25 protein-coding genes are annotated in these 25,934 nt (G+C 67.7%); 13 read left to right on the top strand and 12 right to left on the bottom strand.

The features are described from left to right. Positions 1-18: 18 nt before the first annotated feature. Complete coding sequence (locus ACWCPQ_RS29670; RefSeq protein ID WP_449904996.1) at positions 19-258, bottom strand: DUF2530 domain-containing protein; 240 nt, start codon at positions 256-258, stop codon at positions 19-21. A gap of 48 nt (positions 259-306) precedes the next feature. On the opposite strand from ACWCPQ_RS29670, the gene ACWCPQ_RS29665 reads away from it, so the two are divergent. Continuing rightward, positions 307-756: a MarR family winged helix-turn-helix transcriptional regulator gene (locus ACWCPQ_RS29665; RefSeq protein ID WP_449904994.1), complete on the top strand. Its 450-nt coding sequence runs from the start codon at positions 307-309 to the stop codon at positions 754-756. A 32-nt stretch (positions 757-788) separates the two neighbouring features. Here the strand turns inward: ACWCPQ_RS29665 and ACWCPQ_RS29660 are convergent, their stop codons facing one another. Beyond that, positions 789-1,190, bottom strand: a complete 402-nt coding sequence (locus ACWCPQ_RS29660; protein WP_449904993.1) for a YccF domain-containing protein — start codon at positions 1,188-1,190, stop codon at positions 789-791. 77 nt (positions 1,191-1,267) lie between these two features. On the opposite strand from ACWCPQ_RS29660, the gene ACWCPQ_RS29655 reads away from it, so the two are divergent. After that, complete coding sequence (locus tag ACWCPQ_RS29655; protein WP_449904991.1) at positions 1,268-2,071, top strand: TrmH family RNA methyltransferase; 804 nt, start codon at positions 1,268-1,270, stop codon at positions 2,069-2,071. Further along, positions 2,068-2,376, top strand: coding sequence for a DUF2537 domain-containing protein (locus tag ACWCPQ_RS29650; protein WP_449904990.1), 309 nt, complete (start codon positions 2,068-2,070; stop codon positions 2,374-2,376). The genes ACWCPQ_RS29655 and ACWCPQ_RS29650 overlap by 4 nt, the downstream gene beginning before the upstream one ends. 19 nt (positions 2,377-2,395) lie before the next feature. Here ACWCPQ_RS29650 and ACWCPQ_RS29645 read toward each other — a convergent pair whose 3' ends face one another. From ACWCPQ_RS29645 to serC, 3 genes are all read right to left on the bottom strand, one after another. After that, positions 2,396-3,175 carry a DUF6928 family protein gene (locus ACWCPQ_RS29645; RefSeq protein ID WP_449904988.1) on the bottom strand — a complete coding sequence of 260 codons (780 nt, stop codon included), beginning with the start codon at positions 3,173-3,175 and terminating at the stop codon, positions 2,396-2,398. A 174-nt stretch (positions 3,176-3,349) separates the two neighbouring features. Beyond that, on the bottom strand, positions 3,350-4,849 hold the full coding sequence (gene sepH, locus ACWCPQ_RS29640) for a septation protein SepH (RefSeq protein ID WP_449904987.1): 1,500 nt from the start codon (positions 4,847-4,849) through the stop codon (positions 3,350-3,352). Between the two features lie 223 nt (positions 4,850-5,072). Further along, positions 5,073-6,197, bottom strand: a complete 1,125-nt coding sequence (gene serC / locus ACWCPQ_RS29635) for a phosphoserine transaminase (RefSeq protein ID WP_449904985.1) — start codon at positions 6,195-6,197, stop codon at positions 5,073-5,075. A 165-nt stretch (positions 6,198-6,362) separates the two neighbouring features. On the opposite strand from serC, the gene ACWCPQ_RS29630 reads away from it, so the two are divergent. Continuing rightward, a complete protein-coding gene (locus ACWCPQ_RS29630; protein WP_449904983.1) occupies positions 6,363-6,974 on the top strand; it encodes a hypothetical protein in 612 nt (203 codons plus the stop codon). A 372-nt stretch (positions 6,975-7,346) separates the two neighbouring features. Here the strand turns inward: ACWCPQ_RS29630 and ACWCPQ_RS29625 are convergent, their stop codons facing one another. Next, positions 7,347-8,492: a citrate synthase 2 gene (locus tag ACWCPQ_RS29625; protein ID WP_449904981.1), complete on the bottom strand. Its 1,146-nt coding sequence runs from the start codon at positions 8,490-8,492 to the stop codon at positions 7,347-7,349. A gap of 60 nt (positions 8,493-8,552) precedes the next feature. On the opposite strand from ACWCPQ_RS29625, the gene pdxH reads away from it, so the two are divergent. The 3 genes from pdxH (at position 8,553) to ACWCPQ_RS29610 (ending at position 11,342) form a co-directional block, all read left to right on the top strand. Beyond that, positions 8,553-9,272: a pyridoxamine 5'-phosphate oxidase gene (pdxH, locus tag ACWCPQ_RS29620; RefSeq protein WP_449904979.1), complete on the top strand. Its 720-nt coding sequence runs from the start codon at positions 8,553-8,555 to the stop codon at positions 9,270-9,272. A 382-nt stretch (positions 9,273-9,654) separates the two neighbouring features. Beyond that, a complete protein-coding gene (locus tag ACWCPQ_RS29615; RefSeq protein ID WP_449904977.1) occupies positions 9,655-10,953 on the top strand; it encodes a citrate synthase in 1,299 nt (432 codons plus the stop codon). A 29-nt stretch (positions 10,954-10,982) separates the two neighbouring features. Beyond that, on the top strand, positions 10,983-11,342 hold the full coding sequence (locus tag ACWCPQ_RS29610) for an FKBP-type peptidyl-prolyl cis-trans isomerase (RefSeq protein WP_449904976.1): 360 nt from the start codon (positions 10,983-10,985) through the stop codon (positions 11,340-11,342). Positions 11,343-11,481: 139 nt separating this feature from the next. Here the strand turns inward: ACWCPQ_RS29610 and ACWCPQ_RS29605 are convergent, their stop codons facing one another. From ACWCPQ_RS29605 to ACWCPQ_RS29590, 4 genes are all read right to left on the bottom strand, one after another. Further along, a complete protein-coding gene (locus ACWCPQ_RS29605) occupies positions 11,482-12,879 on the bottom strand; it encodes a sensor histidine kinase (protein WP_449904975.1) in 1,398 nt (465 codons plus the stop codon). Then, entirely contained in the window at positions 12,876-13,595 is a 720-nt protein-coding gene (locus tag ACWCPQ_RS29600; protein ID WP_449904973.1) for a response regulator transcription factor, read from the bottom strand. The genes ACWCPQ_RS29605 and ACWCPQ_RS29600 overlap by 4 nt, the downstream gene beginning before the upstream one ends. A 713-nt stretch (positions 13,596-14,308) precedes the next feature. Continuing rightward, positions 14,309-14,707: a hemophore-related protein gene (locus ACWCPQ_RS29595; protein ID WP_449904971.1), complete on the bottom strand. Its 399-nt coding sequence runs from the start codon at positions 14,705-14,707 to the stop codon at positions 14,309-14,311. A 95-nt stretch (positions 14,708-14,802) separates the two neighbouring features. Then, positions 14,803-16,746, bottom strand: coding sequence for an AMP-binding protein (locus ACWCPQ_RS29590; RefSeq protein ID WP_449904969.1), 1,944 nt, complete (start codon positions 16,744-16,746; stop codon positions 14,803-14,805). A gap of 389 nt (positions 16,747-17,135) precedes the next feature. On the opposite strand from ACWCPQ_RS29590, the gene ACWCPQ_RS29585 reads away from it, so the two are divergent. The 5 genes from ACWCPQ_RS29585 (at position 17,136) to ACWCPQ_RS29565 (ending at position 23,821) form a co-directional block, all read left to right on the top strand. After that, positions 17,136-20,822, top strand: coding sequence for an ATP-binding protein (locus ACWCPQ_RS29585; RefSeq protein ID WP_449904967.1), 3,687 nt, complete (start codon positions 17,136-17,138; stop codon positions 20,820-20,822). After that, positions 20,819-21,232: a roadblock/LC7 domain-containing protein gene (locus ACWCPQ_RS29580; protein WP_030522784.1), complete on the top strand. Its 414-nt coding sequence runs from the start codon at positions 20,819-20,821 to the stop codon at positions 21,230-21,232. Before ACWCPQ_RS29585 ends, ACWCPQ_RS29580 begins: the two co-directional genes overlap by 4 nt. A gap of 7 nt (positions 21,233-21,239) precedes the next feature. Continuing rightward, positions 21,240-21,614 (top strand): DUF742 domain-containing protein, encoded by a 375-nt coding sequence (locus ACWCPQ_RS29575; protein ID WP_063035525.1) that lies wholly within the window; start codon positions 21,240-21,242, stop codon positions 21,612-21,614. Then, a complete protein-coding gene (locus tag ACWCPQ_RS29570; RefSeq protein ID WP_449904965.1) occupies positions 21,595-22,197 on the top strand; it encodes a GTP-binding protein in 603 nt (200 codons plus the stop codon). Before ACWCPQ_RS29575 ends, ACWCPQ_RS29570 begins: the two co-directional genes overlap by 20 nt. 73 nt (positions 22,198-22,270) lie before the next feature. Next, entirely contained in the window at positions 22,271-23,821 is a 1,551-nt protein-coding gene (locus ACWCPQ_RS29565; RefSeq protein WP_449904963.1) for a carboxyl transferase domain-containing protein, read from the top strand. Positions 23,822-24,018: 197 nt separating this feature from the next. Here ACWCPQ_RS29565 and ACWCPQ_RS29560 read toward each other — a convergent pair whose 3' ends face one another. Both ACWCPQ_RS29560 and ACWCPQ_RS29555 read right to left on the bottom strand, forming a co-directional pair. After that, positions 24,019-24,567, bottom strand: coding sequence for a hypothetical protein (locus tag ACWCPQ_RS29560; protein WP_449904961.1), 549 nt, complete (start codon positions 24,565-24,567; stop codon positions 24,019-24,021). Next, entirely contained in the window at positions 24,564-24,842 is a 279-nt protein-coding gene (locus tag ACWCPQ_RS29555; RefSeq protein WP_449904959.1) for a helix-turn-helix transcriptional regulator, read from the bottom strand. The genes ACWCPQ_RS29560 and ACWCPQ_RS29555 overlap by 4 nt, the downstream gene beginning before the upstream one ends. Before the next feature lie 117 nt (positions 24,843-24,959). Here ACWCPQ_RS29555 and ACWCPQ_RS29550 point away from each other — a divergent pair, with 117 nt between their 5' ends. After that, positions 24,960-25,817, top strand: coding sequence for an aldo/keto reductase (locus ACWCPQ_RS29550; RefSeq protein WP_449904958.1), 858 nt, complete (start codon positions 24,960-24,962; stop codon positions 25,815-25,817). Positions 25,818-25,934 lie beyond the last annotated feature (117 nt).

Below are 25,934 nucleotides of genomic sequence, written 5' to 3'. Positions count from 1 at the left end.
GGAGTTGGGCGCCGATGTTCACAGTCCGGTTTGCGCACCCTTGTCGCCGCGCCGCGCACCGCGCCGCTGAATGGCGAAAATCAGGTACCCGAGCAGTCCGACCGCCAAACCCATCAGGCATACCGGACGCGCCGATTCCCAGCGCTGTCCGCCGGCCCAGACCACCACCGTGGCGACGGCGAACAGCGCGCAGCCGATGGCGAGGACCGGCCGGGGGTCGGTCAGCCACGAGGGGAACTGCGGGAGCTGCGGGGTCATTCGATCAGCGTAACCGCTGTACGCACGCCGATCCGACGCGTGTCACGTATGGTTCACATTGTGACTACCCACTCGGATGTGCGGGCGCTGGCCAGCGACCTCTCGTTGGCGGTGGTGCGTTTGACGCGGCATCTACGGGGGCGGCGTGCGGAATCGCAGATATCGCTGACTCAGCTTTCGGTTCTGGCCACGCTCGGTAACGAGGGCGCCATGACACCCGGTGCCCTGGCGGCCAAGGAACGGGTCCAGCCGCCGTCGATGACCCGGGTGATCGCCTCACTCACCGATCTGGGTCTGGTGGAGCGTAATCCGCACCCGACCGACGGACGGCAGATCATCGTCTCGCTGTCGCCGGCCGGGCAGGCGCTGCTCGCCGACGAACGCAGCGCTCGCGAGGCCTGGATGAGCGCGCAGCTCGCGGATCTGGAAGCGGAACAGCTCGCGGATCTGGAACGGGCCGTGGCGATCATGAATCAGATCGTCGCCGATTCGGAATGAGCCGGTAGCGCCGCCGGCCCCGCGGCCGGAGTTCAGCGCGCCCCGAACGGCTGGTCGCTGTCCACGATTTCGCGGCCCAGCGGGAACAACGCGAGCGGAATCAGCTTGAGGTTCGCCCAGGCGAACGGGATCCCGATGATCGTGCAGGCCAGCGCGATGCTGGTGCCGAGATGGCCGAGCGCCAGCCACCAGCCCGCGACCACGAACCAGATGATATTGCCCAGCAGCGCGCCCGCCCCGGCGCCCGGTTTCTCGACGGTGGTGCGGCCGAACGGCCACAGCATATAGACGCCGTTTCGCAGCGCCGCGACCCCGAACGGGATCGTGATGATGAGGACGAAGCAGATCAGGGCGGCCACGAAATAGCCCAGCGCCATCCAGAATCCCGCGAAGACGAGCCACAGGATGTTGAGCAGGAGCTGGATCGGCTTCATATGACGAGCATGCCCTAAAGCGGCCGGGCGCGCACCCACCACGAACCGCCCGCCGGGTGGTTGGCAGGATGGGCGCCGTGGCGGTGGTTCTCGAGGTGGACAGTGTTGACGATCCGCGGGTCGACGATTTCCGAGACCTGAAGGCAGCCGACCGCAGACCCGACCGGCCCGGTGGGAAAGGTCTGGTCATCGCGGAGGGCACCGTGGTGGTGCGGCGCATGCTGGACTCGGCGTTCCGACCGCACGCACTGCTCGGTGTGGACAAGAGGTGGCAGGAACTCGCGCCCGAACTCGCGGCGCTGGATGTGCCGTTCTATCGCGCTTCGGCCGAAGTGATGGCCGAGGTGGTCGGTTTCCATCTGAACCGCGGTGTACTGGCGGTGGCGCACCGGCCGGCCGAACGCGATTTCGACGAGGTCGTCGCCGCCGCCGGCACCGTCGCGGTGCTCGAAGGTATCAACGATCACGAGAACCTGGGTTCGATGTTCCGCAACGCGGCCGGTCTGGGCGTGGACGCGATCCTGTTCGGCGACCGCTGCGCCGATCCGCTGTACCGTCGATCCGTGCGGGTTTCGATGGGACATGCGCTACGGGTGCCGTTCGCCCGGGTGCCCGACTGGCCGGGCGGACTCGGCCTGCTGCGGCGCCGTGGTTTCCAGGTGGTGGCGCTGACCCCGGATCCGGCCGCTCCCACGCTGGCCACCGCGCTCACCGGCGATCGGGTGGCGCTGCTGCTGGGCGCCGAGGGCCCGGGCCTGACCGAGCAGGCAATGACCGCGGCGGATGTGCGGGCCCGGATACCGATGTCGGCGGGTACCGATTCACTGAACGTGGCGACCGCCGCGGCCATGGCCTTCTACGAGCGGGTGCGGGCGTCGTGACCCCGGGGTTCGGCGGTCACGGCGTGGTCCGCAGGCCCGTTCCACCCGGCGAGCCCACGCCCTGGGCAGTGGGGATCACGGTCGCCGTGTTGGTGGCCGCATTGACCGCTGCCGGGGTGTATGCCTTCGGGGCGGCGCTGGCCCAGGTACATCCGCTGCTGTCGCCGGCGGTGAACCTGGTTGCGGTCGGGGGTATCGCGCCCACCGTCTGGCGCTGGCGGTACCGGCCGGTGACCCGATGGGTACTGGCCGGGGCCACCGCGGGTGTGGCGCTGGCCTGGATCGGGTTGCTGTTCTCCGTGTGAACCGGGCGGCGATGCCCGCTCATTGATCGGCGCCGACCGCGGGCTCGTGCCCGCGTAACCAGGACAGCAGTCCTTTACGTTCGTGCGCGATCCGGTTGTGCGGTGGCCGAGGTGGTTCCGGATCGGCGGTGTCCCCGCGGGGGCGCAACCGGAAACCGCAGACCCGGATGTCCTTGGGGTCGACCGCGCGGGCCGGATCGCCGGTCGCGTCGTCGTCTGCTTCGGGGGCGAACGGGAAATACCGGAAGCCCAGCCATTCCCGATTGGCGGTATCGGCAAAACCGGGGGGATCGAACGGCAGCACCAGCGGGTCGGGCAGCTCACCCGGATTCCACAGGATGGGGTGGTCGCCGGCCCAGTGTGGGCGCTCCCAGACATGCGGCAGACCGTGGTCCTGCAGAATGTTGAGCCGGGTCGAGCTGAATGCCCGGCGCAGTTCGCCGCGTTCCCAGTGCGCGAACGCGCCCCAGCCGTATTCCAGATCGAACGAGACCAGGTAGGTGTGTTCCTCGGCGAGCGGCCGCACCAGCAGTTCGGGTATGGCGGTCGGCTGGACCCGCGCCGCATAGGAACTGCACAGCAGAGTGAGACCCGGATAGCTGCCGATATAGACCTCGTCGGCTCCCGGACCGTCGGTATCGCCGAGCGTGACCGATTCGGTCGGCTCCACCTCGAGGTCGGGATGGAGTTGCTTGGCCAGCGCGTACGCCGCCGCGGGATCGGGGTCGGGATCGGTGCTGAGCACCGCCGCCGGGTCGAGGGTATCGACGTACCACACCGATGAAACCTTGGACAGCATCGGTCCACCTCCGATAGCGCACGAAACCAGGTCGCGAACTTCTCGGCGCAACTGCTGTCGTCGTCCGGGCCAGCCCCGGAATCATCGGACCGCGTCGCCGTATACGCCCGAACTTACCCGCGTCAACGGGTGATTCGTGCGGTTGTGCGGGGTAACACGCCGGTCCGTGCCGGGTCAGTGACCCGAACTGCGGACACCGAGCAGTACGTCTTCCCAGGACGGCATGGGCGCCTTGCCGCGTTTGGTGCGGGCCGCCGATTTCGCCGCTTTGGCGGGAGGCTTCTTGGCCGCCGGTTTCGCCGCGACGGTTTCGGGTTCCGATGCTTCGGCGACCGGTTCGGGAGCGGGCTCCTCGGCCGGTGCGCTCGGCTCGGCCGGTGCGCTCGGCTCGGCCGGTGCGCTCGGCACCTCGGACGCCGCCGGCTCCGTGGTTTCGGCGGCCGGGGGAGCGGCGGTTTCGGCATCCGGCTGCGCGTCGGTGCCCGCCGTCGGCTCCGCGGATTCGGCGGCCGGGGCGGCCTCGGACGGAGTCGGCGTGGTCGACGCGCTCGCCGCCGGGGCGGGTGCGACAGGAGCCGGTTCGGGTGCGGCGGGCACGACCTCGGGTTCCGCGGTGGCCGCGGGTTCGGGCGCGACCGGTTCGGGGGCGACCGGTTCGGGTTCGGGGGCCGCTGTCGGCGCGGCCGGCAGTTCGGCGGCCGGGGCAGCCGGAACCGGCGCGGCGGTCGGGGTGTACGAGCCCGCGGGTGCCGGACGCGGCCCCACGGGACGGGCCGGCTCGGCCGGAACCGGGTAGGTTTCGGCCGGCGGCCGATAGCTCTCCGCGGGGGGCCGGTAGGTTTCGGCGGGTGCGCTCGCCGCGGTGGTTCCGGCGGGCAGCCCGGTTCCACCCGGGCGAGCAGAGCCGGGAGACAGCGGAGTCGCCGTGGCGGGCAACGGAGTCGTACCGCCGGCCGCGACCGCTCGCTGCTCGTAGTAGTCGTCCATCGCGGCGGGCCGGGCGGGTTCACGCCGCGGCTCGGCCACCGGTTCGGGCACGGCCACCGGTTCGGGCTCGACCGGCAGGATCGAGGCGAGACCACGCAGCGCCCGGCCGAAATCGGGATCGATGAGGTCGGTGGCCGGATCGTCGAGCGGGGAAACACTGCCGCCGTGCGCGTCCGGTTGATAGCGCCAGTGCGCGGCGATTTCCGAACGGCCGTTCTGCCACTGCAACTGGGCGACCCAGAAGCCCTTCTCGTCCTTCCAGGCATCCCATTCGGCGTGATCGAGGGTGTGACCGCGAGCGGTGAAAGCCGCCGTCACCACGTCGATCAGGATCTCCACCGCCGGGCCGTCGGGCCGGATCGGATGGGCCTTCTGCGCGAGTTCGGCGGCGCGAGCCCGTTCGAGCAGTACCGGATAGGCGAACCGCTCCACCCGGCTCACCGGCATACCGGATTCCTGTGTCACCTGTTCCACGGACGCACCGGCCCGGATTCGAGCCTGGATATCGCGAGGACGCATAGTAGCTTCCATTTCGATCTCGATCTGGCCGAATCGGGCAAGGTCGCCGCGGGCAGCGGCACGAAGTTTGTCATCGGCGGGAAGCCGGAATTTCTGACCACTTTCGGTGTCGACGCACACGATATGGGCGGAGTCGGGCGTCACCCCGATCACTCGAAGTTCACGCACCGTAACCTCCTTATCGCGTCGCTCGCGATACCGCCCACGTTCTGGAACAGTAGTGCACTTCTGGGATTCGTGTGGCAAGACACGCGGCATCGAAATGTACCCTGCGGGCGCGATCTACCGCTAATCTGCTCTATTCCCTTGTGTATCAAGTCGATTCCCCGAGACAGCGGCGGGCCCGTCGCGCGACACGCGCGACGGGCCCGAACTCACAGGTGATCTCGACTCAGCCGAGGTTCGCGACCACCCAATCGATGCAGCGGGTCAGCTGGGAGACATCCTCGGGATCGATCGCGGGGAACATCCCGACGCGCAACTGGTTGCGGCCCAGCTTGCGGTAGGGCTCGGTATCGACGATGCCGTTGGCCCGCAGCGTCTTGGCCACCGCGGCGGCATCCACCGAATCCGCGAAGTCGATGGTGCCGACCACCTGGGACCGGTGCGCCGGGTCGGTGACGAACGGGGTGGCGAATTCACTGGCCTCGGCCCACGAGTACAGCCGCGACGAGGAATCCAGAGTCCGCTTGACCGCCCAATCCAGGCCGCCGTTGCGATTCAGCCAATCGATCTGATCGGCGAACAGCAACAGGGTCGCGAGAGCCGGGGTGTTGTAGGTCTGGTCTTTGACGCTGTTCTCGACGGCGATCGGCAGCGACAGGAAATCCGGAGTCCAGCGACCGGATTCCTTGATCTCTTCCACCCGGGCCAAGGCGGCCGGGCTCATCAGCGCGATCCACAGGCCACCGTCGGCGGCGAAACATTTCTGCGGAGCGAAGTAATAGACGTCGGCGTCGGTGATGTTCACCGGCAGCCCGCCCGCGCCCGAGGTGGCATCGATCGCGATGAGCGCGCTCTCCGAGCCCGCCGGCCGCTGGACCGGAACGGAAACACCGGTGGAGGTCTCGTTATGGGCCCACCCGATGAGATCGGCGGCCGGGTCGGCGACGGGCTCCGGGGCGCTGCCCGGGTCGGCGGAGACGACGATCGGATCGCCGATGAACGGGTTCTTCTTGGTGACACTGGCGAACTTCGAACTGAACTCGCCGTAGGTGAGGTGCAGGGAACGCTCGCGGACCAGGCCGAACGCGGCGGCGTCCCAGAACGCGGTGGTGCCACCGTTGCCGAGAACGACCTCGTAGCCCTCGGGGAGGGCGAACAGGTCCCGTAACCCGGACCGCACCCGGGCCACCACATCCTTGACCGGTTTCTGCCGATGGCTGGTACCGAATACCGAGGCACCCACCTCCACCAGGGACTGCAGCTGCTCCGGGCGAACCTTGGACGGACCGCAGCCGAAACGACCGTCGGCGGGCTTGAGGTCTTCAGGGATGGTCGGGAACGCACTGGTCATGGCGAACAGCGTAGCCGCGCCGTTGCTGTGCCGCGTACCACACTCCGGCTAACGTGAACCGGTATGAGCATGCGGTCGTCCAGGGGGGCTGCCGGGGGTCGACCCGGTGCCGCCCGTGCACAGCGCCGGAACGAACTTCCGGGTTCGCCCGGCCCGCTCACCCGATTGCGTGACCTGCTCCCACGCCGTTTCCGCCGACGCGGGGAAGCGCCCACCGGATCCGATCGCCGCGACCTGCTGAGCACCGGAACGGCTGGTTCGGCGACCGTTCTGGCAGCCCGGACCCGCCGCACCGAACCCGGCTACACCTTCCGGGTCCGCGTCCGCCTGCCCGGGCTGCCGCCCTACGAAGCGCAGGTCCGGCAGCGGGTGTCCGGTGCCGAACTGGACCGGATGCGGCCGGGTGACCTGGTGTGCTGCCGGGTCGACCCGCAGGACCGCGACCGCATGGTGCTGTATCTCCCCGGCGATACCGACCCTCGTCGTGCCGGTCTGGTCAAAGTCCTCACCGAAGGGCGTCGCGCCGAGGCCACGGTCCTGGCGGTGACCCCCGTCGACGCCGACTACTGCGGCTGCGACGACCCGGTCCTGCGCCTTGACCTCGAACTACGCGCCTGGGACGAACCCGAACCGTGGCGGGTCCGGGTGGTCCAGTCGGTCCCGTTGGCCGCTATCGGCCTATTGGACCTGGGCGCCAAACTCCAGGCCGCCTTCTTCGCGGTGGACACCGGAGAATCGGTCGCCATCGACTGGGAAGCCGAACCCGAGCGAACCTGATGGCGGGGGTGGGGGTCGTGGGTGAGGGGTTTCTTGTGAAGGTGGGGGAGGTTGACCTGTTTGTGAAGGTGCTGTGTTTTTGGCGCGCTGGCGCGCGCGGGGTCGAGGGCCCCCGAAGTCTCGCCGTTCAGGCCTCGAGACTCGAGCCTTCGGCTCATGCGACGTGCGGTCGGCCGTCCGCGGAATGCGACCGTTGAGCACCTCCGGTCAAGGGCGAGACGGGCCTCAACCCTTTGAGGTGTCTCGTAAAACTCGACGCATGCGGTTGCGGGGGCATCGACTGGTTGTGGTGGCGTTCGACGGTCGGCGTGCATGTGAACCGTCGGGGCAGGGGCACGTCGGCCCCTGGGGATCGGCGGGGTTCGGTCCCGGTTATGCGGTGTGGACTGCGTTCCAGCCGGTGACGTCCTGCGGTTTGCGGGGGCCGGGGCCGGTGTAGATCGCTGCCGGGCGGACCAGTTTGCCCAGTTTCTTCTGTTCCATGATGTGTGCGCACCAGCCGGCGGTGCGGCCGCAGGTGAACATGGCGGGCATCATATGGGCCGGTACCTCGGCGAAATCCAGGATCACCGCTGCCCAGAATTCGACATTGGTCTCGATGGCGCGGTCGGGCCGGCGTTCGCGGAGTTCGGCCAGGGCCGCCTGTTCGAGGGCGGCGGCCACCTCGTAGCGGGGTGCGTCCAGGCGGGCGGCGGTATCGCGCAGGACCCGGGCGCGTGGGTCCTGCGCCCGGTACACGCGATGACCGAAGCCCATCAGCTTTTCCTTGCGGTCCAGGATTCCCTTGACCAGGGCGCGGGCGTCGCCGGTGCGTTCCACTGCTTCGATCATCGGCAGGACCCGGGCGGGTGCGCCGCCGTGCAGGGGCCCGGACATGGCGCCGATGGCTCCGGAGAGCGAGGCCGCGACATCGGCGCCCGTCGAGGCGATGACGCGGGCGGTGAAGGTGGAGGCGTTCATACCGTGTTCGGCCGCCGATACCCAGTAGGCGTCGATGGCTTCGGTGTGCCGCGGGTCGGGGTCGCCCTTCCAGCGGGTCATGAACCGGTCGGTGACCGTGGTGCATTCGTCGATCCGTCGTTGCGGAACCGCGGGCTGATAGATGCCGCGGGCGGATTGCGCCACATAGGAAAGAGCCATCACCGAGGCGCGGGCCAGGTTCTCCCGGGCGGTCGCGTCGTCGATGTCCAGCAGCGGTTGATAGCCCCAGATGGGAGCGAGCATCGCCAGCCCGGCCTGTACGTCGACGCGGACGTCGCCGGTGTGCACGGGGAGCGGGAAGGGTTCGGCCGGGGGTAGGCCGTGGCCGAATTCGCCGTCGACGAGGAGGGCCCAGACATCGCCGAAGGTGACCCGGTTACCGACCAGATCCTCGATGTCCACGCCGCGATAACGCAGCGCGCCGCCGTCCTTGTCCGGTTCGGCGATCTCGGTGGTGAACGCGACCACCCCCTCGAGACCGCTGACGAAGTCGTCCGGCACCTCGCCGGACCCCGATACCGCGGAATTGGTGGTCATACGCGACTCTCCTTTCAACAGAACTCTAGCGCCGACCTACTCGGGAGTAACGTCTGGCCCATGTCCGATGTGGAGGAGACCGGCGCCGATCTCGGGGCGATGCGCGCCGAATACGGTGTGTCGCATCCGGGTTCGCGCGACTCCGGTCCGTTGCTGGGAGTACACGACACGGAACTCGACGAAGTGTCGGTGGCCGGGGGATGGGAGCCGCTACTGCGGCTGTGGATAGAACAGGCAACCGTCGCCGAGATCGCCGAACCCAACGCGATGGTGCTCGGGACCGTCGCGGGCACCGGATCGGCTGTCCGGCCGGTGACCCGCACCGTGCTCTGCAAGGGCCTGTCTCCGGAGGGTGTCGTCTTCTATACGAACTACGACTCCGCCAAAGGCGCCCAGCTGGCGGCGACGCCGTATGCGTCGGCGACCTTCCTGTGGCCGCAACTGGCCCGGCAGGCGCATGTGCGCGGGCGGGTGGAACGTGTATCCGCCGAGGCGACCGAACGGTACTGGCGGTCGCGGCCCCGGGAATCCCAGCTCGGCGCGTGGGCTTCGCGGCAGTCCGAACCGATCGGCTCCCGTGCGGAGCTGGACCGGCAGCTGGAACGAACCGCGGACCGTTTCGCCGCCGTCGCCGAGATTCCGGTACCGCCGCACTGGGGTGGCTACCTGCTGCGACCGGACGAAGTGGAGTTCTGGCAGGGGCAGCGGGGGAGACTGCACAACCGGATCGTGGTCCGGATCGGCGATGCCGAGATGACGGTGCGTCGGCTCCAGCCGTGAGTGCGTTATCCGCCCGTTGCTGCAGTTCGCGCCGCATGTCCAGGCCCGTTACACACCGGTCGGTGATGTTCGGCACGGTTTCGCGGCGAGGGTTGTGGGTACGTTCTGCAAGCGGTGGTGATCGACGATTCCCCGTATTACTCACACCGACGTCGTCCACAACCGGCCGGATTCGTTTCCCGCGGGCAATTCCCCCGGTCACAGCGCTGTCGGCCGGTAGGCGAACCGCCGAATCTCACGCCCGCGCGGGCCGATTGTGAGATCTACGCGCGGGTACCCTCCCCACCGGTCCCGCCGGAGCAAGGACTAGCGTCTACCGATAACGCACCGTGTGTCGTCCGCACGCGATGCCGTCGGTCATAAGCCTGAGAGGGAACCTTCCGTGCCCGAGAATCACATCAATGACGCCAAACCGGTTCTCACCTACCCCGGTGGCGAATACCCAATGACGATCGCCGAGGCCGCCGAAGGAAACGACGGTATCGACCTCGGCAAGCTGCTGGCGAGCACGGGATATACGACCTATGACCCGGGTTTCGTCAACACCGCGTCGACCAAATCGGCCATCACCTATATCGACGGTGAAGAAGGTATTCTGCGCTACCGGGGTTACCCGATCGAGCAGCTCGCGGACAACTCGACTTTCATCGAGGTCAGCTATCTGCTCATCTACGGCGAACTACCCACCCAGGATCAGCTCGAGGATTTCACCGACAAGATCCGCCGGCACACCCTGCTGCACGAGGATCTGAAGCGCTTCTTCGACGGCTTCCCGCGCAACGCGCACCCCATGCCCGTGCTCTCCTCGGCGGTCAACGCGCTGTCGGCCTACTACCAGGACTCACTGGACCCCCGCGACCCCGAACAGGTCGAACTGTCCACCATCCGGCTGCTGGCCAAACTGCCCACCATCGCCGCGTACTCGTACAAGAAGTCGGTGGGCCAGCCGTTCCTCTACCCCGACAACTCGCTGTCGCTGGTGGAGAACTTCCTGCGGATGACCTTCGGTTTCCCGGCCGAGCCCTACCAGGTCGACCCCGAGATCGCTGCCGCTCTCGACATGCTGCTGATCCTGCACGCCGACCATGAGCAGAACTGCTCCACCTCCACGGTCCGGCTGGTCGGCTCCTCGGACGCCAACCTGTTCACCTCGGTATCCGGCGGTATCAACGCGCTGTGGGGCCCGCTGCACGGTGGCGCGAACCAGGCGGTGCTGGAGATGCTGGACGGTATCCTCGCCGACGGTGGCGATGTGAAGGAATTCATCCGCAAGGTCAAGGCCAAGGAAGACGGCGTGAAGCTCATGGGCTTCGGGCATCGCGTCTACCGCAACTACGACCCGCGCGCCGCCATCGCCAAAAAACACGCCGACACCATTCTGAGCAAACTCGGCAGCGATCCGCTGTTCGATATCGCTCAGGCCCTGGAAGAGGCCGCGCTCACCGACGAGTACTTCGTCGAACGCAAGCTGTACCCGAACGTCGACTTCTACACCGGCGTCATCTACAAGGCCATGGGCTTCCCGACGCGAATGTTCACGGTACTGTTCGCGATGGGCCGGCTGCCGGGCTGGATCGCACACTGGCGGGAAATGCACAGTGAAGCGATCAAGATCGGCCGTCCGCGGCAGATCTACACCGGCTACGGTGCCCGTGACTACAACGAAATCGCCAATCGCTGAAACCGATTGAATCGAAGGGGATTCAAGGCATGAGCAAACCGGAGATCGAATTCCAGGCGGGCCCCGCGCCCACCGAACTGGCCATCAAGGACATCACCGTCGGCGAGGGCGCGGAAGCCGTGCCCGGCGGGACGGTCGAAGTGCACTATGTCGGGGTGGAATTCGATACCGGCGACGAATTCGACTCGTCGTGGAACCGCGGTGAATCGATCACTTTCCCGCTGCGCGGCCTCATCCAGGGCTGGCAGGACGGTATCCCCGGGATGAAGGTCGGTGGCCGTCGTCAGCTGACCATCCCGCCGGAACTGGCCTACGGTGCGGCGGGCGGCGGACACCCGCTGTCGGGCAAGACCCTGGTCTTCGTCATCGACCTGCTGGACGCCAAGTAGTCCCGCGCCCGGGGTGATCCCCTCGACACCGTTTCGGCCCTCGAAGCCCAGCGCTTCGGGGGCCGAACGTTTGTGATCGGCCCCGGCGCCGGACGCGCGTCTCCGCGCCGCCGGGATCCCTACCCCCAGCGGGGCAGACTCAGCGTTCCACCCCCGGAGACTGCGCGGCGGTGCGGTCGACGGACCGGTGGGGGAGAACCAGCACCAGACGGACCCCGCCGAGTGTGCCGTCGTCGAAATAGGCCCGCCCGCCGTGGAGTTGGGCCTGCTGGGCGACAAGTGCCAGGCCCAGACCGGAACCACCCTTGCTGGCGTGGCTGCCGCGTGCGAAACGGGCGAAAACCTCTTCGCGTTCTTCGGGCGGGAGTCCTCGGCCGTTGTCGTCGACAGTGATGACGATGGTGTCATCGGGGGCGCGGTGAGCCGAGACCAGCGCCTCGGTCGCCCCACCGTGTCTGACGGAGTTCTTCAGTGCATTGTCCACCGCCAGCCGCAACCCCGCGGGCAGCCCCCGGGTGACCAGCTCCAGATCGGTATCGATGCGGACGGTCAGACCGGGATAGTGGCGCATGGCGTCGTGGGCCGCCTGATCGCACAACTCCGCGATATCCGTATCGATATGGTCCTTTTCCGAGGTCAGATCCCCAGAGGCGAGTCGTTCCAGTGCGGCGAGTGTCGTCTCCACCCGGCCCTGGCTGCGTTGCAGATCGCCGAGGATCTCGGCGCGCTGCGATTCGTCTAGATCGAGGGTCGCCAGCACTTCCAGATCGGTTCGCATAGCGGTGAGCGGAGTGCGTAGTTCGTGCGCGGATACCGCGGCGAAATCCCGGGCGGTCTCCAGCGCGGCCGCTGTTTCGGTCTGTGCCCGGGCGACCCGGCGCAACATGGTGTTCACCGCATCCGCCAGCTGTTCGGCCTCCAGAACACCGGAACTGTCGACGGGTTCGGGCGTACTGTCGCCGTAGCCGGTGCGGGCACCGACCTGACGGGTGAGCACCACGATGGGGCGGACCGCGCGCCCACCGAACAACCAGCCGAGACCGGCCGCCGCCGCGATCGCGAGCAGACCCCCGAACACCACCCAGCGCTGCTGCCCCGCCGTCATCTCCGCCGCCTCCGCCGCAGGGATCCCCAGCGACACCGAACGACCCGCGGGCTGGTTCTCCGTCGTGGTGAGCACCCGGTACGGGGTTTCGTTCACGGTGACCGTCTTCTCGCCCGGTTCCAACTCCGGCAACTCCACAGAACTGGATGCCAGCACCCGGCCGTCGTCCCGGACGGTCAGCGCCATATCGCGGTCGGGCCCGAGCAGGTTCACCACACCGACCGCCACCACCGGTTCGATCAACACCAGCCGTGAGGCGATCCGCAACTGCTGATCGGTCTGCTGCAGATTGTTGTGCTCGATGGCGGGAATCGCGATCGCGCTCACCACCGCCACGATGAGTACCGCCCCGGCCGCGGCCGCCCCGGCGACCCGGGCCCGCAGCGAATACGACCGCCGACGGCGTTTTCGCCCGGGGCGGCCGATATTCATTTCGTTTCCCGCAGCACGAATCCGACGCCGCGAATGGTGTGCAGCAGCCGCGGAGTGCCGTCGGTCTCCAGTTTGCGGCGCAGGTAGCCGACGAACACATCCACCACATTGGTATCGGCCGCGAAATCGTAGCCCCAGACCAATTCCAGCAGCCGTTCCCGGCTCAGCACCACCCCCGAATTACGCGCCAACGTCGAGAGCAGTTCGAACTCCCGTTTGGTCAGCTCGATCTCCCGCCCGTTCAGCAGCGCCCGGTACCCGGCCGTATCCACCTGCAACGGTCCCACCGTGCTGACATCCGGCCCCCCGGCGGTGGCCGCGGCGTCGGTGCGACGCCGCAACAGCGCCTTGATCCGCGCCACCAATTCGGCCAGCACGAACGGTTTCACCAGATAGTCGTCGGCACCCGATTCCAGTCCGGCGATCCGGTCCCCTACGGAGCTACGTGCGCTCAGCACACAGATCGGCACGTCGTTACCCATCGCACGCAGCGCCGTCACCACGCCGGCCCCGTCCAGGACGGGCATGTTCATATCCAGGACGATCGCATCGGGTGCCTCCTCCGACACCGCACGCAGCGCGGCAGCCCCATCCCTCGCGATATTCACCCGGAACCCGGACAAACGCAGCCCCCGCTCGACCGAGGCGAGGACGTCCTCGTCGTCGTCGACCACGAGCACCGCCGGATTGCTGGTCCATTCCGTCACATCGTCCATTCTGCCTACCTACCCACGGGATTTCTCCGACCCCGAAGCTGTGTTGACAGCCGGGCAGGGACGTGCGAGTGGGAGCCGGGCTCACTCGCCGAGGTGCTGTGTTCATTTATTGCGGTGCCGCGGTTCGAGGCCCCGGAGGCCCGCCGTTCAGCCCCCGAGATTTGCGCTTCGCGCATGCGACGTGCGGCCGTACGGAGGGCGCGACCATTGAGCACCTCCGGCGTGGGGCGGGACGGGCCTCGACCTTTATGGGCACGTCGAGCCCGGCACCGAGACAACGCGCCGGTCCGCCGACGCGACACATACGAGGTTTGTGAGGGAAGCGAATAACGAGAACCCCGGCGGAGCAGCGGCGAAGCTCCCAGCGAACGCCGACAGCTGTGGTCGGCGACCGAGGACGCAGGCGACCCGCCACCCGGTCAGGTGTTGTGCGACCCGACCGGAGACAGAAAAGTCCTCAGCGATCCGCCGTGCGTGTGAGCCCACATGCCGACCAGAACATCGAATGCCACCGCAACTCACCTGCGTCGAGGTTTTACGAGACACCTCGAAGGGTTGAGGCCCGTCCCGGCCCCTGGCCGGAGGTGCTCAACGGTCGGCATTCCGCGGACTGCCGACCGCACGTCGCATGAGCCGAAGGCTCGAGTCTCGAGGCCTGAACGGCGAGACCACGGGGGCCTCAACCCCGCGCCGCCGTGGGCGGCGCCGAAAAATCAGTAGTTGTGGCAGGTGTCTGCCACGCCCTGGAGGGTCGCCCGGAGTTGCTGGGAGCGGGGGTCGTTCTCGGCCTGCTGCGCCTGCTCCGGGTTCTGTTCGATGTATTGCTGCAGTTCGGCGCGGCGTTGTTCGACGGGCTGATCGAACTTGCTCTGCAGCTGTGCCTTCATATCGGGGTTGTTGTCCAGCATGGCCGCCATTTCCGGGGCTTGGTCGTGGAGGGCGGCGTCGACCTGGGCGAACGAACAGTCGCTGGTGATCAGCGGTTCGGCGAAATCCGTCGGTGCCGCGGAGGCGACCGCGGGGCTCAGGAACGCGGTGACCGCTGCTGCCGCGCCCAGGGCGAGGGTGGTTGCGCCGAGCTTGCTGCGGTGCCGTGTCGTGGAGTGTGCCATGGGGTTTACTGCCTCCTGCCGTTGTCGTTTCGAGCCGGAGCTCGTGGACTGCCTCAGACCGTATTGCCCCCTCATGGCCGACCTCTGAGGGTTTCTTAAGAGGAGTTTGAGTTTTGTGCGGGTCGCACGATTCGGGCGAGTTCGTCGAGGACGGTGGGATCTTCGATAGTGGAGGGTATTTCGTAGTTTTCACCCGCGGTCATCTGGCGCAGGGTTTTGCGCAGGATCTTGCCGGATCGGGTTTTGGGTAGGGCGGGTACGACGACGGCATCGTAGAGGCCGGCTACCGGACCTATTTGTTTCCGGACGCGTTCGCTCAATTCGTCGCGCAGGCTTTCGGGATCGACGACGGCGTCGGCCTTGAGGACCACATAAGCGATGGGGCGTTGTCCTTTGAGTTCGTCGGGCAGTCCGATCACCGCGCATTCGGCGACGGCGTCGTGTCCGGCGACGGCGGCTTCGATACTGCCTGCGGAAAGGCGGTGCCCGGCCATATTGATCACGTCGTCGCTGCGGCCGAGGACGAACAGGTATCCGTCCTCGTCGAAATAGCCGGAGTCGCCGGTGAGGAAATGGCCGGGATATGCCGATAGATAGGACCGGCGGTAGCGTTCTTCGTCGCGCCACAGTCCGGTGAGTGCGCCGGGGGGCAGGGGCAGGCCGATGACGATATTGCCCTCGGCGCCCGCGGCGACCGGGTTGCCGGAGGAGTCCAGAACCCGCAACCGGTAGCCGGGTACGGGGACCGAGGCCGAGCCCGGTTTGATCGGTAGTTGTTGCAGGCCGAGCGGGTTGGCGCAGATGGGCCAGCCGGTCTCGGTCTGCCACCAGTGGTCTACCACCGGGCAGTCCTCGCGGTCCGCCAGCAGCGTTTCGTCGGCCCACCGATAGGTGGCCGGATCGAGCCGTTCACCTGCGCAGAACAGTGCGTGCAGCGAGCTGAGGTCGTGATCGCGGGCGAAGACGGCGCCGGGGTCGGCGCGGCGGATCGCGCGCAGGGCGGTGGGGGCGGTGAACAGGGTGTGCACCCGGTGTTCGGCCACAACGCGCCAGAAGGCGCCGGCGTCCGGGGTGCCCACCGGTTTGCCCTCGTAGAGAAGTGTGGTCGCGCCGGCCAGCAGGGGCCCGTAGACGATGTAGGAGTGGCCGACGACCCAGCCGACGTCGGAGGCGGCCCAGATGACCTGTCCCGGACCGACATCGTAGATATTGCGCATCGACCAGGTCAGGGCGACGGCATGTCCGCCGTTGTCGCGGACCACGCCCTTCGGTTTACCGGTCGTGCCCGAGGTGTACAGGACGTACAGCGGATCGGTCGCCGCCACCGAAACAGGTTCGGCGGGTTCGGCATCGCGGACCGTGGCGTCCCAATCCAGCCACCGTGCGGAACTGTCGGCGGGGGCCGGATTCCCGTTGTGTTCGGGGAAATCCGCACGTTGTTTCACCAGGACGGTTCGCGGGGCGGTGGTTCCGGCGAGTGCGAGCGCTTCGCCCACGATGGGTGGATAGGCGATGCGGCGGTTCGGTTCCAGCCCCCCTGACGCCGTCACGATCAGGACAGGTTCGGCATCGTCGAGGCGGGCGGCCAGTTCGGGAGCGGCGAATCCACCGAATACCACCGAGTGAACGGCGCCGATCCGGGCACAGGCCAGCATCGCGATCACTGCTTCGGGGATCATCGGCAGGTAGATCACGACCCGGTCACCGGCGGTTACGCCGAGGTCGCGCATGGCGCCGGCGAATCGGGCGACTTCGTCGCGGAGTTCGGAATAGCTGAAGACCTGTTTCGTACCGGTCATCGCCGAGTCGTAGATCAACGCCGCCTGTTCCGCGCGACCGGCTTCGATATGCCGGTCGAGGGCGTTGTAGCAGGTGTTGAGGCGGGCGCCCGGGAACCAGCGCGACGTTCGCCTATCGGTGTCGAGAGCCTGGTCAGGGGGTAGATCCCAATCTATCGCCGAGGCTGCGCGGGTCCAGAACTCGGCCGGATCGACCAGACTGGTCTGATAGACCGGTCGATACTCGTTCCTCGCGTTCACCCGTGCTCCCTAGCCTCGCAGCAATCCCCGCCTCGATAGATCAGCACGATTGTGGCAGACTTCACGCGACCCCCCATCGGGTGTCGCGACCATGGCTTATGCCTGTAACCGGCTGGTCAATGTGCGTGAACCCGGGCTGAGTACACCAAGAAGTTATTGATCCGTTAGAATCTGATGACACAAATTCGGTCCGTCGTAGACGCAATTTCTCGGCCAGCCGCGACCCACGGGCAGCTCCACCCGTCGAGCCACTATGCGAGTGTGGAGTTCCGCTGATGGTGCATGGCTGGGGCCAGGTTGGAAAGTGAGTGGGAATGCGTGACGCCGCTAGGTCCGGCACTAAGCGCTGGGCGCTGAGTAACTGGGACCTTCGCTGGAAGGTTACGGCCGTGCTGGCTGTGCCGTTGGCGGTCGCGGTCGGGCTCGGCGTGTCCAGGATCTCGGCGGAATGGAGCAACGCGAACCGGCTGGGTTCCGCCTCCGAGAATGTCAGCCTCGTTCCTTCCGTTCTCGATCTCAGTACGGCCACGTCCGCGACGGCGGGTTCTCAGGTGATCGCCATCGCGCCGGGCCGGTCGATGGTCACCGAGGACAATCTGACCGCGCTGGACAAGGCGATCGCCGCGGCCGAAGCCTCCGTCGGCGAGCTCGACGATCTACCGGCCGCGCGGCAGGCGCTGACGGAGATGATCGATCAGGCCAAGGGCGTTCGCGCCGGCGGTACGGCGCCCTCGAACCTGCCTCCGGATCAGGCCGTGCAAGTGCTGGACAAGGCCCGTAACGCGGGTGTCCGGGCCGTGGAGGCCATACTCGGGGAGGTCGGCGACGCATCGATCGACCCGGCGAAACTCCGCCTGGTCGACGCGCTGAACCTGCGTTCCACCATGGTCGGTGAGATCACCGCCGCGGCCGAACTCCTGCGCAACCAGGAGACCGGCGAGCAGGCCTACCGCACCGCGACCAACACCGAACGCGCACTGCTCAACATTCTGAGCCAGCGCTACAACGCCGAGGATCCCGATATCGCGATCCTGCGCCAGGGCATCGACAACCGTTCCGCCATGCTCGAGACGCCCGAGGCGCAGGCCGGTCGGCTGCCGCTGGGCGAGGCCAGGCAGTCTCTGCTGGACAGCACCGCGACCACCGACAAACTGATCGCCGAGGCCACGTCCTCGATCGACGACGGGGTACGGAAACTGGCCGACAAGGCCCTGTCCGACGCGGTCGTCTACTCGATCGTCGTGCTGTTGACGATCCTCGCGGCGCTGTTGCTCGCCGTCTTCGTGGCCCGCTCGATGATCGTGCCGCTGCACCGGCTGCGCCTCGCCGCGCTGCGCGTGGCCGAAAGCGACCTGCCCGACGAGGTCGCCCAGCTCCGTACCGGTGCCTCCCCGGAGGAAGTACCGCTCGAACCGATGCCCATCCGGTCCGAGGAGGAGATCGGTCAGCTCGCGCGCGCGATCGACGATATCCACGGGCAGGCGCTGCGTCTGGCCAGTGATCAGGCGCAGATGCGTTCCCAGGTCAACGATATGTTCGAGACCCTGGCCCGGCGCAGCAAGTCACTCGTCGACCATCAGCTGAGCCTCATCGAGGCGATGGAGTACGACGAGAAGGACCCGCGCCTGCTGGAGAACCTCTTCCGGCTGGACCACCTCGCCGCGCGTATGCGCCGTAACGGCGACAACCTCCTGATCCTCGCCGGTACGAAACAGCGTCGCGCCAAATCTGCGCCCGTCGAGATCGCCGACGTGCTGCGCGCCGCGATCTCCGAGGTCGAGGACTACGAGCGGGTCAAGCTCGGCGCCACCCCGCGCGGTGCGCTGATCGAACCGGCCGCCTCCGATATGGCGCACCTGTTCGCCGAACTCCTGGACAACGCGCTGCGTGCCTCGCCGCCGGAAACGGATGTGAAGTTCACCTTCGCGCAGGCACACGATCAGGGTCTGCTCATCGAGGTCGCCGACCGCGGTATCGGTATGCCGCCGAGCGAGATGGCCGAGATCAACCGCCGCCTGGAGAACACCGCCGAACCCGGGCCGGACACCGCCCGACACATGGGTCTTTTCGTGGTGGGCCGACTCGCCGAACGGCACGGCCTCAACGTGCGACTGCGGCCGACCTTCGATACCGCCCGCGACCCGGGTGTCACCGTCACCGTGCACGTGCCGATGAGCCTGATCGTCGCCGGGGAGACCCAGATCCTCCCGCTGGCGACCGGTTCCGGCCCGCAGCCGCTGGTCGCGAAAGACACCGGGAAGAAGAAGCCCGAGGAATCCCCGGACGAGGCCGCCGCCGCCCTGTTGCGCAACGGGCCGGGCGGACCGTCCATGCAGACCCGTGGGATCAGCCGTACCGCGGCCGGCAACATGATGGTCACCGTCGACCCCGGCATGAGCGGTCCGCTCCCGGCCGTCGAACGGCCCAAACCGCCGGAGCGTCCGTCCACCCCCGCGCCGCTGGGCGCGGGTGGACTGCCGCAGCGGCAGCCGGGCAATGCCATGGCCGGTGGTTCGCGCGAAGGTGAGCAGGGCACCACTTCCCTCCGGGAAGCGAGTGCCGGCAGTACCGCGCAGCGCGGCAAACTGGCGGCCGCCAGTCTGCCCAAACGCAATCTGAGTCCGGGCGGCGGCGGTGCCACCCCGACCCTGCCACCGCGCGGCGCGAACGAAAGCGCCACCCCGACCCTGCCGCCGCGGACTCCGGGCGGTCCGGCCGCGGGCGGTCCGCCGCCGCGGGAGCCCAAGATCGGTCCCGGTGGGCTGCCACAGCGGCAGCCGGGCACCGCTGGTGCGCCGCAGCCGGGCCTCGGCGGCGGACTGCCGCAGCGTCAGCCCGGTGCCAACGGGGCGCCCGGCAGTCGCCGGGAGGCCACACCGGCCCAGCCGGAAGACGAGCGCCCGGCCGAGACCGCAGCCGAAACCGCCGCGCCGCCTCGCGGTCCGGGAGCGCTGCCCACGCGGCAGCCGGGCCAGCAGCGGGCCAACGGTCTGCCGCAACGGGATCCGGGTACCAACGGTGCACCGGCTCGCGAGAACGGTGCCTCGGGTCTGCCGCAACGCGGTCCGGCCGCCGGCGGTCCGGCCCGGCACGAGCCGGAACCGCGCCCCGCCAACGACTCCGCGTCCGGTGGGCTGCCCCCGCGGCGTGAGCCGGGCTCCAACGGTCTGCCGCACCGGGATACCTCCGGCGAACTGCCGGCCCGGCCACGGCCGGCTGCCGGTGGCGGATTGCCCCAGCGCGACACCTCCGGTGGGTTGCCCACGCAGCGCCCGGCGTCCGGTGAACTGCCCACGCAGCGCCCGGCCTCCGGTGAACTGCCCACCCGGCGTCCGGCGTCCGGCGGTCTCCCGTCGCGGCGAGAAACACCGGGTAGCGGTCTGCCGCAGCGTCCGGCGCCCGGTGGCGGTCTGCCTCAGCGCGGGGCTCCGGCCGACAACGGCCGCTCGGCCCGGGAGAACTCGAATACGCTGCCGCAGCGGGACAACGGGGCGCCCGGCAGGCCGCCGCGGCCCGCCGAACCCGGCGGACTGCCCCGGCGGGAGCCGGGCGGCTACACCGCCGAACGGTTCGACAACCCGCCCGGTGTCGCGTTGCCCCGGGAACCCGAACCCGCCGAAGGCTCCGCGGCCGCACGGGAACCCGGTCGGCACAGTTACAAGTCCAACCCGGCGAAGACCGCTTCGTTCTTCCAGACCCGGCTGCAGCCGGCGGAGGAGACCGACAGTGTGCTGGGTGGCACGCCCATCTTCGCGGAGATGATGTCGGCATGGCTGTCGGATTCCGATACCGACCGCTCCCAGGCCGTGGCCTCCTTCGACTCACCCGGCGACGAGGGCTGGACAGCGGCCCGGCGAGCCAGTGAAGCCGAGCCGGAGACCCGCACCGCGGCCGGTCTGCCACAGCGTAATCCGGGTAACCGATTGGTACCCGGCGCCGTCAACGGGGCCCAGGAGCGTACGCCGAGTCGCAATCCCGACACGATCCGGTCTAGTTTGAGTCGGCACCAGCAAGGTGTTCGGGATGGCCGTGCAATGAGAGCAATGAACCTAACCGGAGACAAAGGAGACCGATGAACCCCGAACTAGGTGGTACGAACCGTCAGTTGGATTGGCTGGTTTCGAACTTCGCAGGCGAGGTTCCTGGCGTAGCCCATGCCGTTCTGGTCTCGGCAGACGGCCTGCTGATGGCGGCGAGTGCCCAACTACCGGTCGATCGGGCCGAGCAGCTCTCGGCGGTCACGGCCGGCCTGGCGAGTCTCTCGGTGGGTGTGTCCAATCTGTTCGAAGGCGGCACGGTACTGCAGTCCGTCGTCGAAATGGAGCACGGCTACCTGCTGCTGATGGCAGTGGGCGACGGGTCATATCTCGCGGTGCTGACCAATACGTCCTGCGATATCGGACAGGTCGGCTACGAGATGGCTTTGTTGGTCGAACGCGTGGGCCAGACAGTTCAGGCCACTCCGCGCGTCACGATGGGTTCCTGATGGTGGGATGGACATAGAGGATCACCGCGTGGGAGGCTTCGAGCCCAGTCTCGTGCGTCCGTACTCGCTGACCGCCGGTCGTACCCGACCGAAGGTGGAGTTGGCGCTCGAGGCTCTCGTTGCGTCCCATCCCATTTCGCTCGAACGCCAGTACGAACTGAGCAATATCGAAAACTCGATAGTCGAGTTGTGCAGGGAGTCGCCGTCGGTCGCCGAACTAGCGGCTCGACTGGGTATACCGATCGGGGTGGCGCGTGTACTTGTAGCGGACCTGATCGAAGCCGGGCATGTCCGCGTTTCGGCGACTTTGAAAGACGATTCCAGCGACGATGAACGTCGCGAGCTGATCGAAAGGGTTCTCAGTGGACTCCGGCGTATATGATTCGACGGCACAGGTCGATACCCGCCAGACCAAGCCGACCTCGGCGAAGATCGTGGTCGCAGGCGGGTTCGGCGTGGGCAAAACGACGCTGGTGGGGGCAGTTTCGGAAATCGTCCCGTTGAGAACCGAGGCTCTGGTGACCAATGCCAGTGCCGGGATCGACAGTCTCGCGGGTATCGAGAGCAAATCCACCACCACGGTGGCCATGGACTTCGGCCGGATCAGTCTGGCCGATGATCTGGTGCTGTACCTGTTCGGCACCCCGGGCCAGTACCGCTTCTGGTTTATGTGGGACGACCTCATCCGCGGTGCGATCGGCGCGGTCGTGCTGATCGACACCCGTCGGCTCGAGGACAGTTTCGCGGCGGTCGACTACTTCGAGGCGCGCAACCTGCCGTTCCTCGTGGCGCTCAACCAGTTCGACGACGCCCCGATGTACCCGATCGAGGACATCCGGCAGGCGCTGGCCGTCCCGGCCGATGTGCCGATCATGCCGATCGACGCCCGGCGCCGGGAACCGGCCAAGGAAGCGCTGGTGCGGCTGACCGAGTACGCATTGCAGAAGGTCACGCGCGGCTACTGAGCCGACTGCCCGTCATACTGGTCGTCGTGCCGGTGTGGACAGAGGCGGTGCCGAGTGCGCCGGGGTGGCTTCGATGACGCCGCCGCGGATCGGTTCCCGGCGACTGCTCGATACGCTGCTGGATCCGGGCTCCTTCGTGAGCTGGGATGCCCCGCCATCGGACATGGCGCGGACCGGTGCCTACCGGTCCGCGCTCGCCCGCGCGAGCGCGGCGGCGGGCACCGACGAATCGGTGCTCACCGGCGAAGGCCTGTTGCGCGGACGGCGGATCGCGGTCGTGGCATGTGAGTTCGGCTTTCTGGCCGGGTCGGTAGGTGTCGCCGCGGCCGAACGGATCGTCACCGCGGTGGAGCGTGCCACCGAGCTGGGGCTGCCGCTGGTCGCCTCACCCACCTCGGGCGGGACCAGGATGCAAGAGGGCACCCTCGCCTTCGTGCAGATGGTGAAGATCGCCGGGGCGGTGGCGGCACACAAAGCGGCCGGTCACCCCTATGTGGTTTATCTGCGCAACCCGACGATGGGCGGCGTATTCGCCTCATGGGGCTCACTCGGGCACATCACCTTCGCGGAACCGGGGGCGCTCATCGGATTCCTCGGGCCGCGGGTGTACGAGGCGCTCTACGGTCATCCGTTCCCCGAAGGGGTCCAGACCGCCGAGAATCTCTACCACAACGGGGTGATCGACGGGGTTGTCGAGGTCGGTGTCTTCCGGCGGATCGCGCATCGCGCATTGAGTGTGTTCAGTGGAGTCGTCCGACCGCCCGCCGAACCGAGAAACGCTGCCGCCCAGGATGTCCCGCTTCCCGTCCACACCGTCGAAGCCTGGGAGTCGGTCCGGGCTTCCCGGCGACCGGACCGGCCGGGGCTGCGTGCCCTGTTGCGCCGTACCACCCAACGGGTACCGCTGAGCGGCACCGGACAGGGCGAGACGGATCGATCCGTGGTGCTGGCCCTGGCGCGTTTCCACGGCCGGCCGTGTGTGGTCTTCGGTCACGATCGGGCCCATCAGGATCCCGAGCACACCATGGGCCCGGCCGCGCTGCGCGAAGCGCGTCGCAGTATGCAGCTCGCCGCCGAACTCGGGTTACCGCTGGTATTGGTGATCGATACGATCGGCGCGGCATTGTCCAAGGAAGCCGAGGAGCGCGGTCTGGCGCCGGAGATCGCCCGGTGTCTGGCCGATCTGGTGAGGTTGCGGACGCCGACGATCTCGGTGCTGCTCGGTCAGGGGACCGGCGGCGGCGCGCTCGCGCTACTGCCCGCGGACCGGGTGCTGGCGGCGACCCACGGCTGGCTGGCGCCGCTTCCCCCGGAGGGGGCCAGCGCCATCGTCCATCGCGATATCGAACACGCGCCGGAACTGGCTGCGGCGCAACGTATCCGGTCGGTGGATCTGCTGGTCGACGGCATCGTGGACCGAATCGTGCCCGAATATCCCGACGCCGCCGACGAACCGGACGATTTCGCCCGCCGGATGGTCGCGGCGATCGCCGGGGAACTCACCGCGCTGAGCGCCCGGCCACCGGCCGAATTGCGGGCGACCCGGCAGCGCCGGTACCGACGACTGGGGGTAACGAGCGGCGTCGACGGTACCGACCGGCATCGGGAGGCCGATCCCGGGTGAGGTCTGCGGGCCCGTTTCCGGCGAGACGGGCGACGCGCCGTACCGGGGAGTTCGCGGATGACGCGCGGCTCCGGTTCCGGACCTGTCCCGCGCCGGTCGCCGGGTGAAGACCCGATCCCGTCGAAGTCTTCACTACAGCGGGGCCGTGGCACGTACGGACCGGCCCGCGATCCGGTCTGCCGGCCCGAGGCGGATGTTCAGCTCTCCGATTCGGGGTCGGACCTGGTCCAGGCGAGGATCATGGCGGGTGCGCACCCACCGGCCAGCAGAGTCGCCAGGATCATCAATCCGCCTGCGTAGGCGGTGTCGGCGGCATCGGCGTCCGGGAACAGCGCGCCGCTCCAGACGAGATACATCACGGGCAAGATCGATAGCACCTGGGTGATGGTCAGGCCGAGCGATCGGGCGCTCTCGCGCTGGGCGAATTCCAGCTCGTCCAGTGTTTCGGCCGGAGCATTGTCCTGGGCCTCGGCGACGATTCGCACCATGGTCCAGGACGGCAGGAAGACCAGTGCGCTGATCCCGCCCAGCAGCGGGGCCCATTTCACCCCGAAGGCGCACAGCAGTCCGGCCACGAAGACCAGGGTCAGCGCCGCGATCACGGCGATCACCAGAGCTCGGCGGCGCCGAGTGGTGCGCCAGCCGGGCAGCATTCCGGCGATCTGTTTCTCCCGTACCAGCCAGCGTCGGATCCGGTATGCGCGGTAACGCTCTACCAGGGATTTCGGTTCGGTGGCAGCGGTCATGGCTGCTGTCCTTTCTCGCGGGAGTACAACTCGGCCGACAGGGGCGTGAACTCGGTTCTGGAGAACACCGCCTCCACCGGCAGCCGGAACACCTCGCAGATCCGCAGGGCCAGGTCCAGGCTCGGGTAGTGATCGCCGCGTTCCAGCGCGCCGATCGTCTGAGGATTGACGTCGACCGCTTCGGCCAGGGCGGCCCGCGACATCCGGTGCTCGGCCCGCAGTACGGCGATCCGGTTGAATATCGGTAGAGTTTCCCCGCGTCTTACTGGGCTCACCTAATGAAGTGTTGTAAAAACACAATGAAATGTCAAGTATTTCTGAAGACCAGAATGAGGCGGACACGGACCGGGCGTTCGTTGACCTGCTGCCCAAGCGCTTCTACCGTCGAGGCGGTGACCACTAGACGTGAGACCGGTGTAGTGCCTCCGATCGTGTTGAACGACGGAAGCCTGATCCCGCAACTGGGCTTCGGGGTGTTCCAGGTGCCGGACGACCAGGTGTTCGACACTGTCACTGCCGCGCTGAACGCGGGCTACCGCAGTATCGACACCGCGGCGATCTACGGAAACGAAGAAGGCACCGGCCGGGCCATCCGGCAATTCGGGCTACCCCGCGACGAGGTCTTCGTCACGACGAAACTGTGGAACGCCGACCAGGGTTACGACGCCGCCCTGCGGGCCTTCGACGCGAGCTCACAGCGACTGGGACTGGACTACCTCGACCTGTACCTCATCCACTGGCCGGTACCATCCGCCGATCGGTTCGTCGACACCTTCCGCGCATTCCAGCGACTCAAAACCGACGGCCGGGTCCGATCCATCGGCGTCTCGAACTTCCGGATCGCCGACCTCGACCGGCTCATCACCGAAACCGGAGAAACCCCCTCGGTCAACCAGATCGAACTGCACCCCAGACTGGCCCAGCGCGAACTGCGCGAATACCACGCCGAACACGCCATCGCCACGGAAGCCTGGAGCCCGCTCGGCCAAGGCGCGCTCCTGGACGACCCGGTGATCACCGCAATCGCCACCGAGCTGGACCGCAGCCCGGCCCAGGTGATCATCCGCTGGCATCTGCAACTCGGCAATGTGGTGATCCCGAAATCCGTGACACCCGCCCGGATCGTCGAAAATTTCGACGTCCTCGGCTTCGAACTGTCGGCCGACCAGATGGCAGCGATCTCGGGCCTGGACAACGGAACCCGCACCGGCGCCGACCCGGACACCTTCGCCTTCGGCCTGGAGAACTGAGAGGGGCTGTATCTATTTGCCCGGGACTGTGGATTTAACGGTGTTTCCGGCCTGATTCGCTGACCGGATGGTCAGCGGGAAGGTGCCGTGATGACGACACTTGATGCCGTGGCGAAG

This window comes from Nocardia sp. NPDC001965 (assembly GCF_053594175.1).
Note: the sequence above shows the minus strand (reverse complement) of the source record. Positions and strands in the feature narration are given on the sequence as shown.

Bases quoted from the DNA above. Each gene is read 5' to 3' on its own strand.
- ACWCPQ_RS29625 (WP_449904981.1), bottom strand. From the start codon at position 8,492: ATGACCACCAATTCCGCGGTATCGGGGTCCGGCGAGGTGCCGGACGAC.
- ACWCPQ_RS29575 (WP_063035525.1), top strand. From the start codon at position 21,240: ATGGACATAGAGGATCACCGCGTGGGAGGCTTCGAGCCCAGTCTCGTG.
- ACWCPQ_RS29665 (WP_449904994.1), top strand. From the start codon at position 307: ATGGTTCACATTGTGACTACCCACTCGGATGTGCGGGCGCTGGCCAGC.
- ACWCPQ_RS29565 (WP_449904963.1), top strand. From the start codon at position 22,271: ATGACGCCGCCGCGGATCGGTTCCCGGCGACTGCTCGATACGCTGCTG.
- pdxH (WP_449904979.1), top strand. From the start codon at position 8,553: ATGTCCGATGTGGAGGAGACCGGCGCCGATCTCGGGGCGATGCGCGCC.
- ACWCPQ_RS29645 (WP_449904988.1), bottom strand. From the start codon at position 3,175: ATGCTGTCCAAGGTTTCATCGGTGTGGTACGTCGATACCCTCGACCCG.
- ACWCPQ_RS29605 (WP_449904975.1), bottom strand. From the start codon at position 12,879: ATGAATATCGGCCGCCCCGGGCGAAAACGCCGTCGGCGGTCGTATTCG.
- ACWCPQ_RS29610 (WP_449904976.1), top strand. From the start codon at position 10,983: ATGAGCAAACCGGAGATCGAATTCCAGGCGGGCCCCGCGCCCACCGAA.
- ACWCPQ_RS29660 (WP_449904993.1), bottom strand. From the start codon at position 1,190: ATGAAGCCGATCCAGCTCCTGCTCAACATCCTGTGGCTCGTCTTCGCG.
- ACWCPQ_RS29600 (WP_449904973.1), bottom strand. From the start codon at position 13,595: ATGGACGATGTGACGGAATGGACCAGCAATCCGGCGGTGCTCGTGGTC.
- ACWCPQ_RS29595 (WP_449904971.1), bottom strand. From the start codon at position 14,707: ATGGCACACTCCACGACACGGCACCGCAGCAAGCTCGGCGCAACCACC.
- ACWCPQ_RS29580 (WP_030522784.1), top strand. From the start codon at position 20,819: ATGAACCCCGAACTAGGTGGTACGAACCGTCAGTTGGATTGGCTGGTT.
- ACWCPQ_RS29670 (WP_449904996.1), bottom strand. From the start codon at position 258: ATGACCCCGCAGCTCCCGCAGTTCCCCTCGTGGCTGACCGACCCCCGG.
- serC (WP_449904985.1), bottom strand. From the start codon at position 6,197: ATGACCAGTGCGTTCCCGACCATCCCTGAAGACCTCAAGCCCGCCGAC.
- ACWCPQ_RS29560 (WP_449904961.1), bottom strand. From the start codon at position 24,567: ATGACCGCTGCCACCGAACCGAAATCCCTGGTAGAGCGTTACCGCGCA.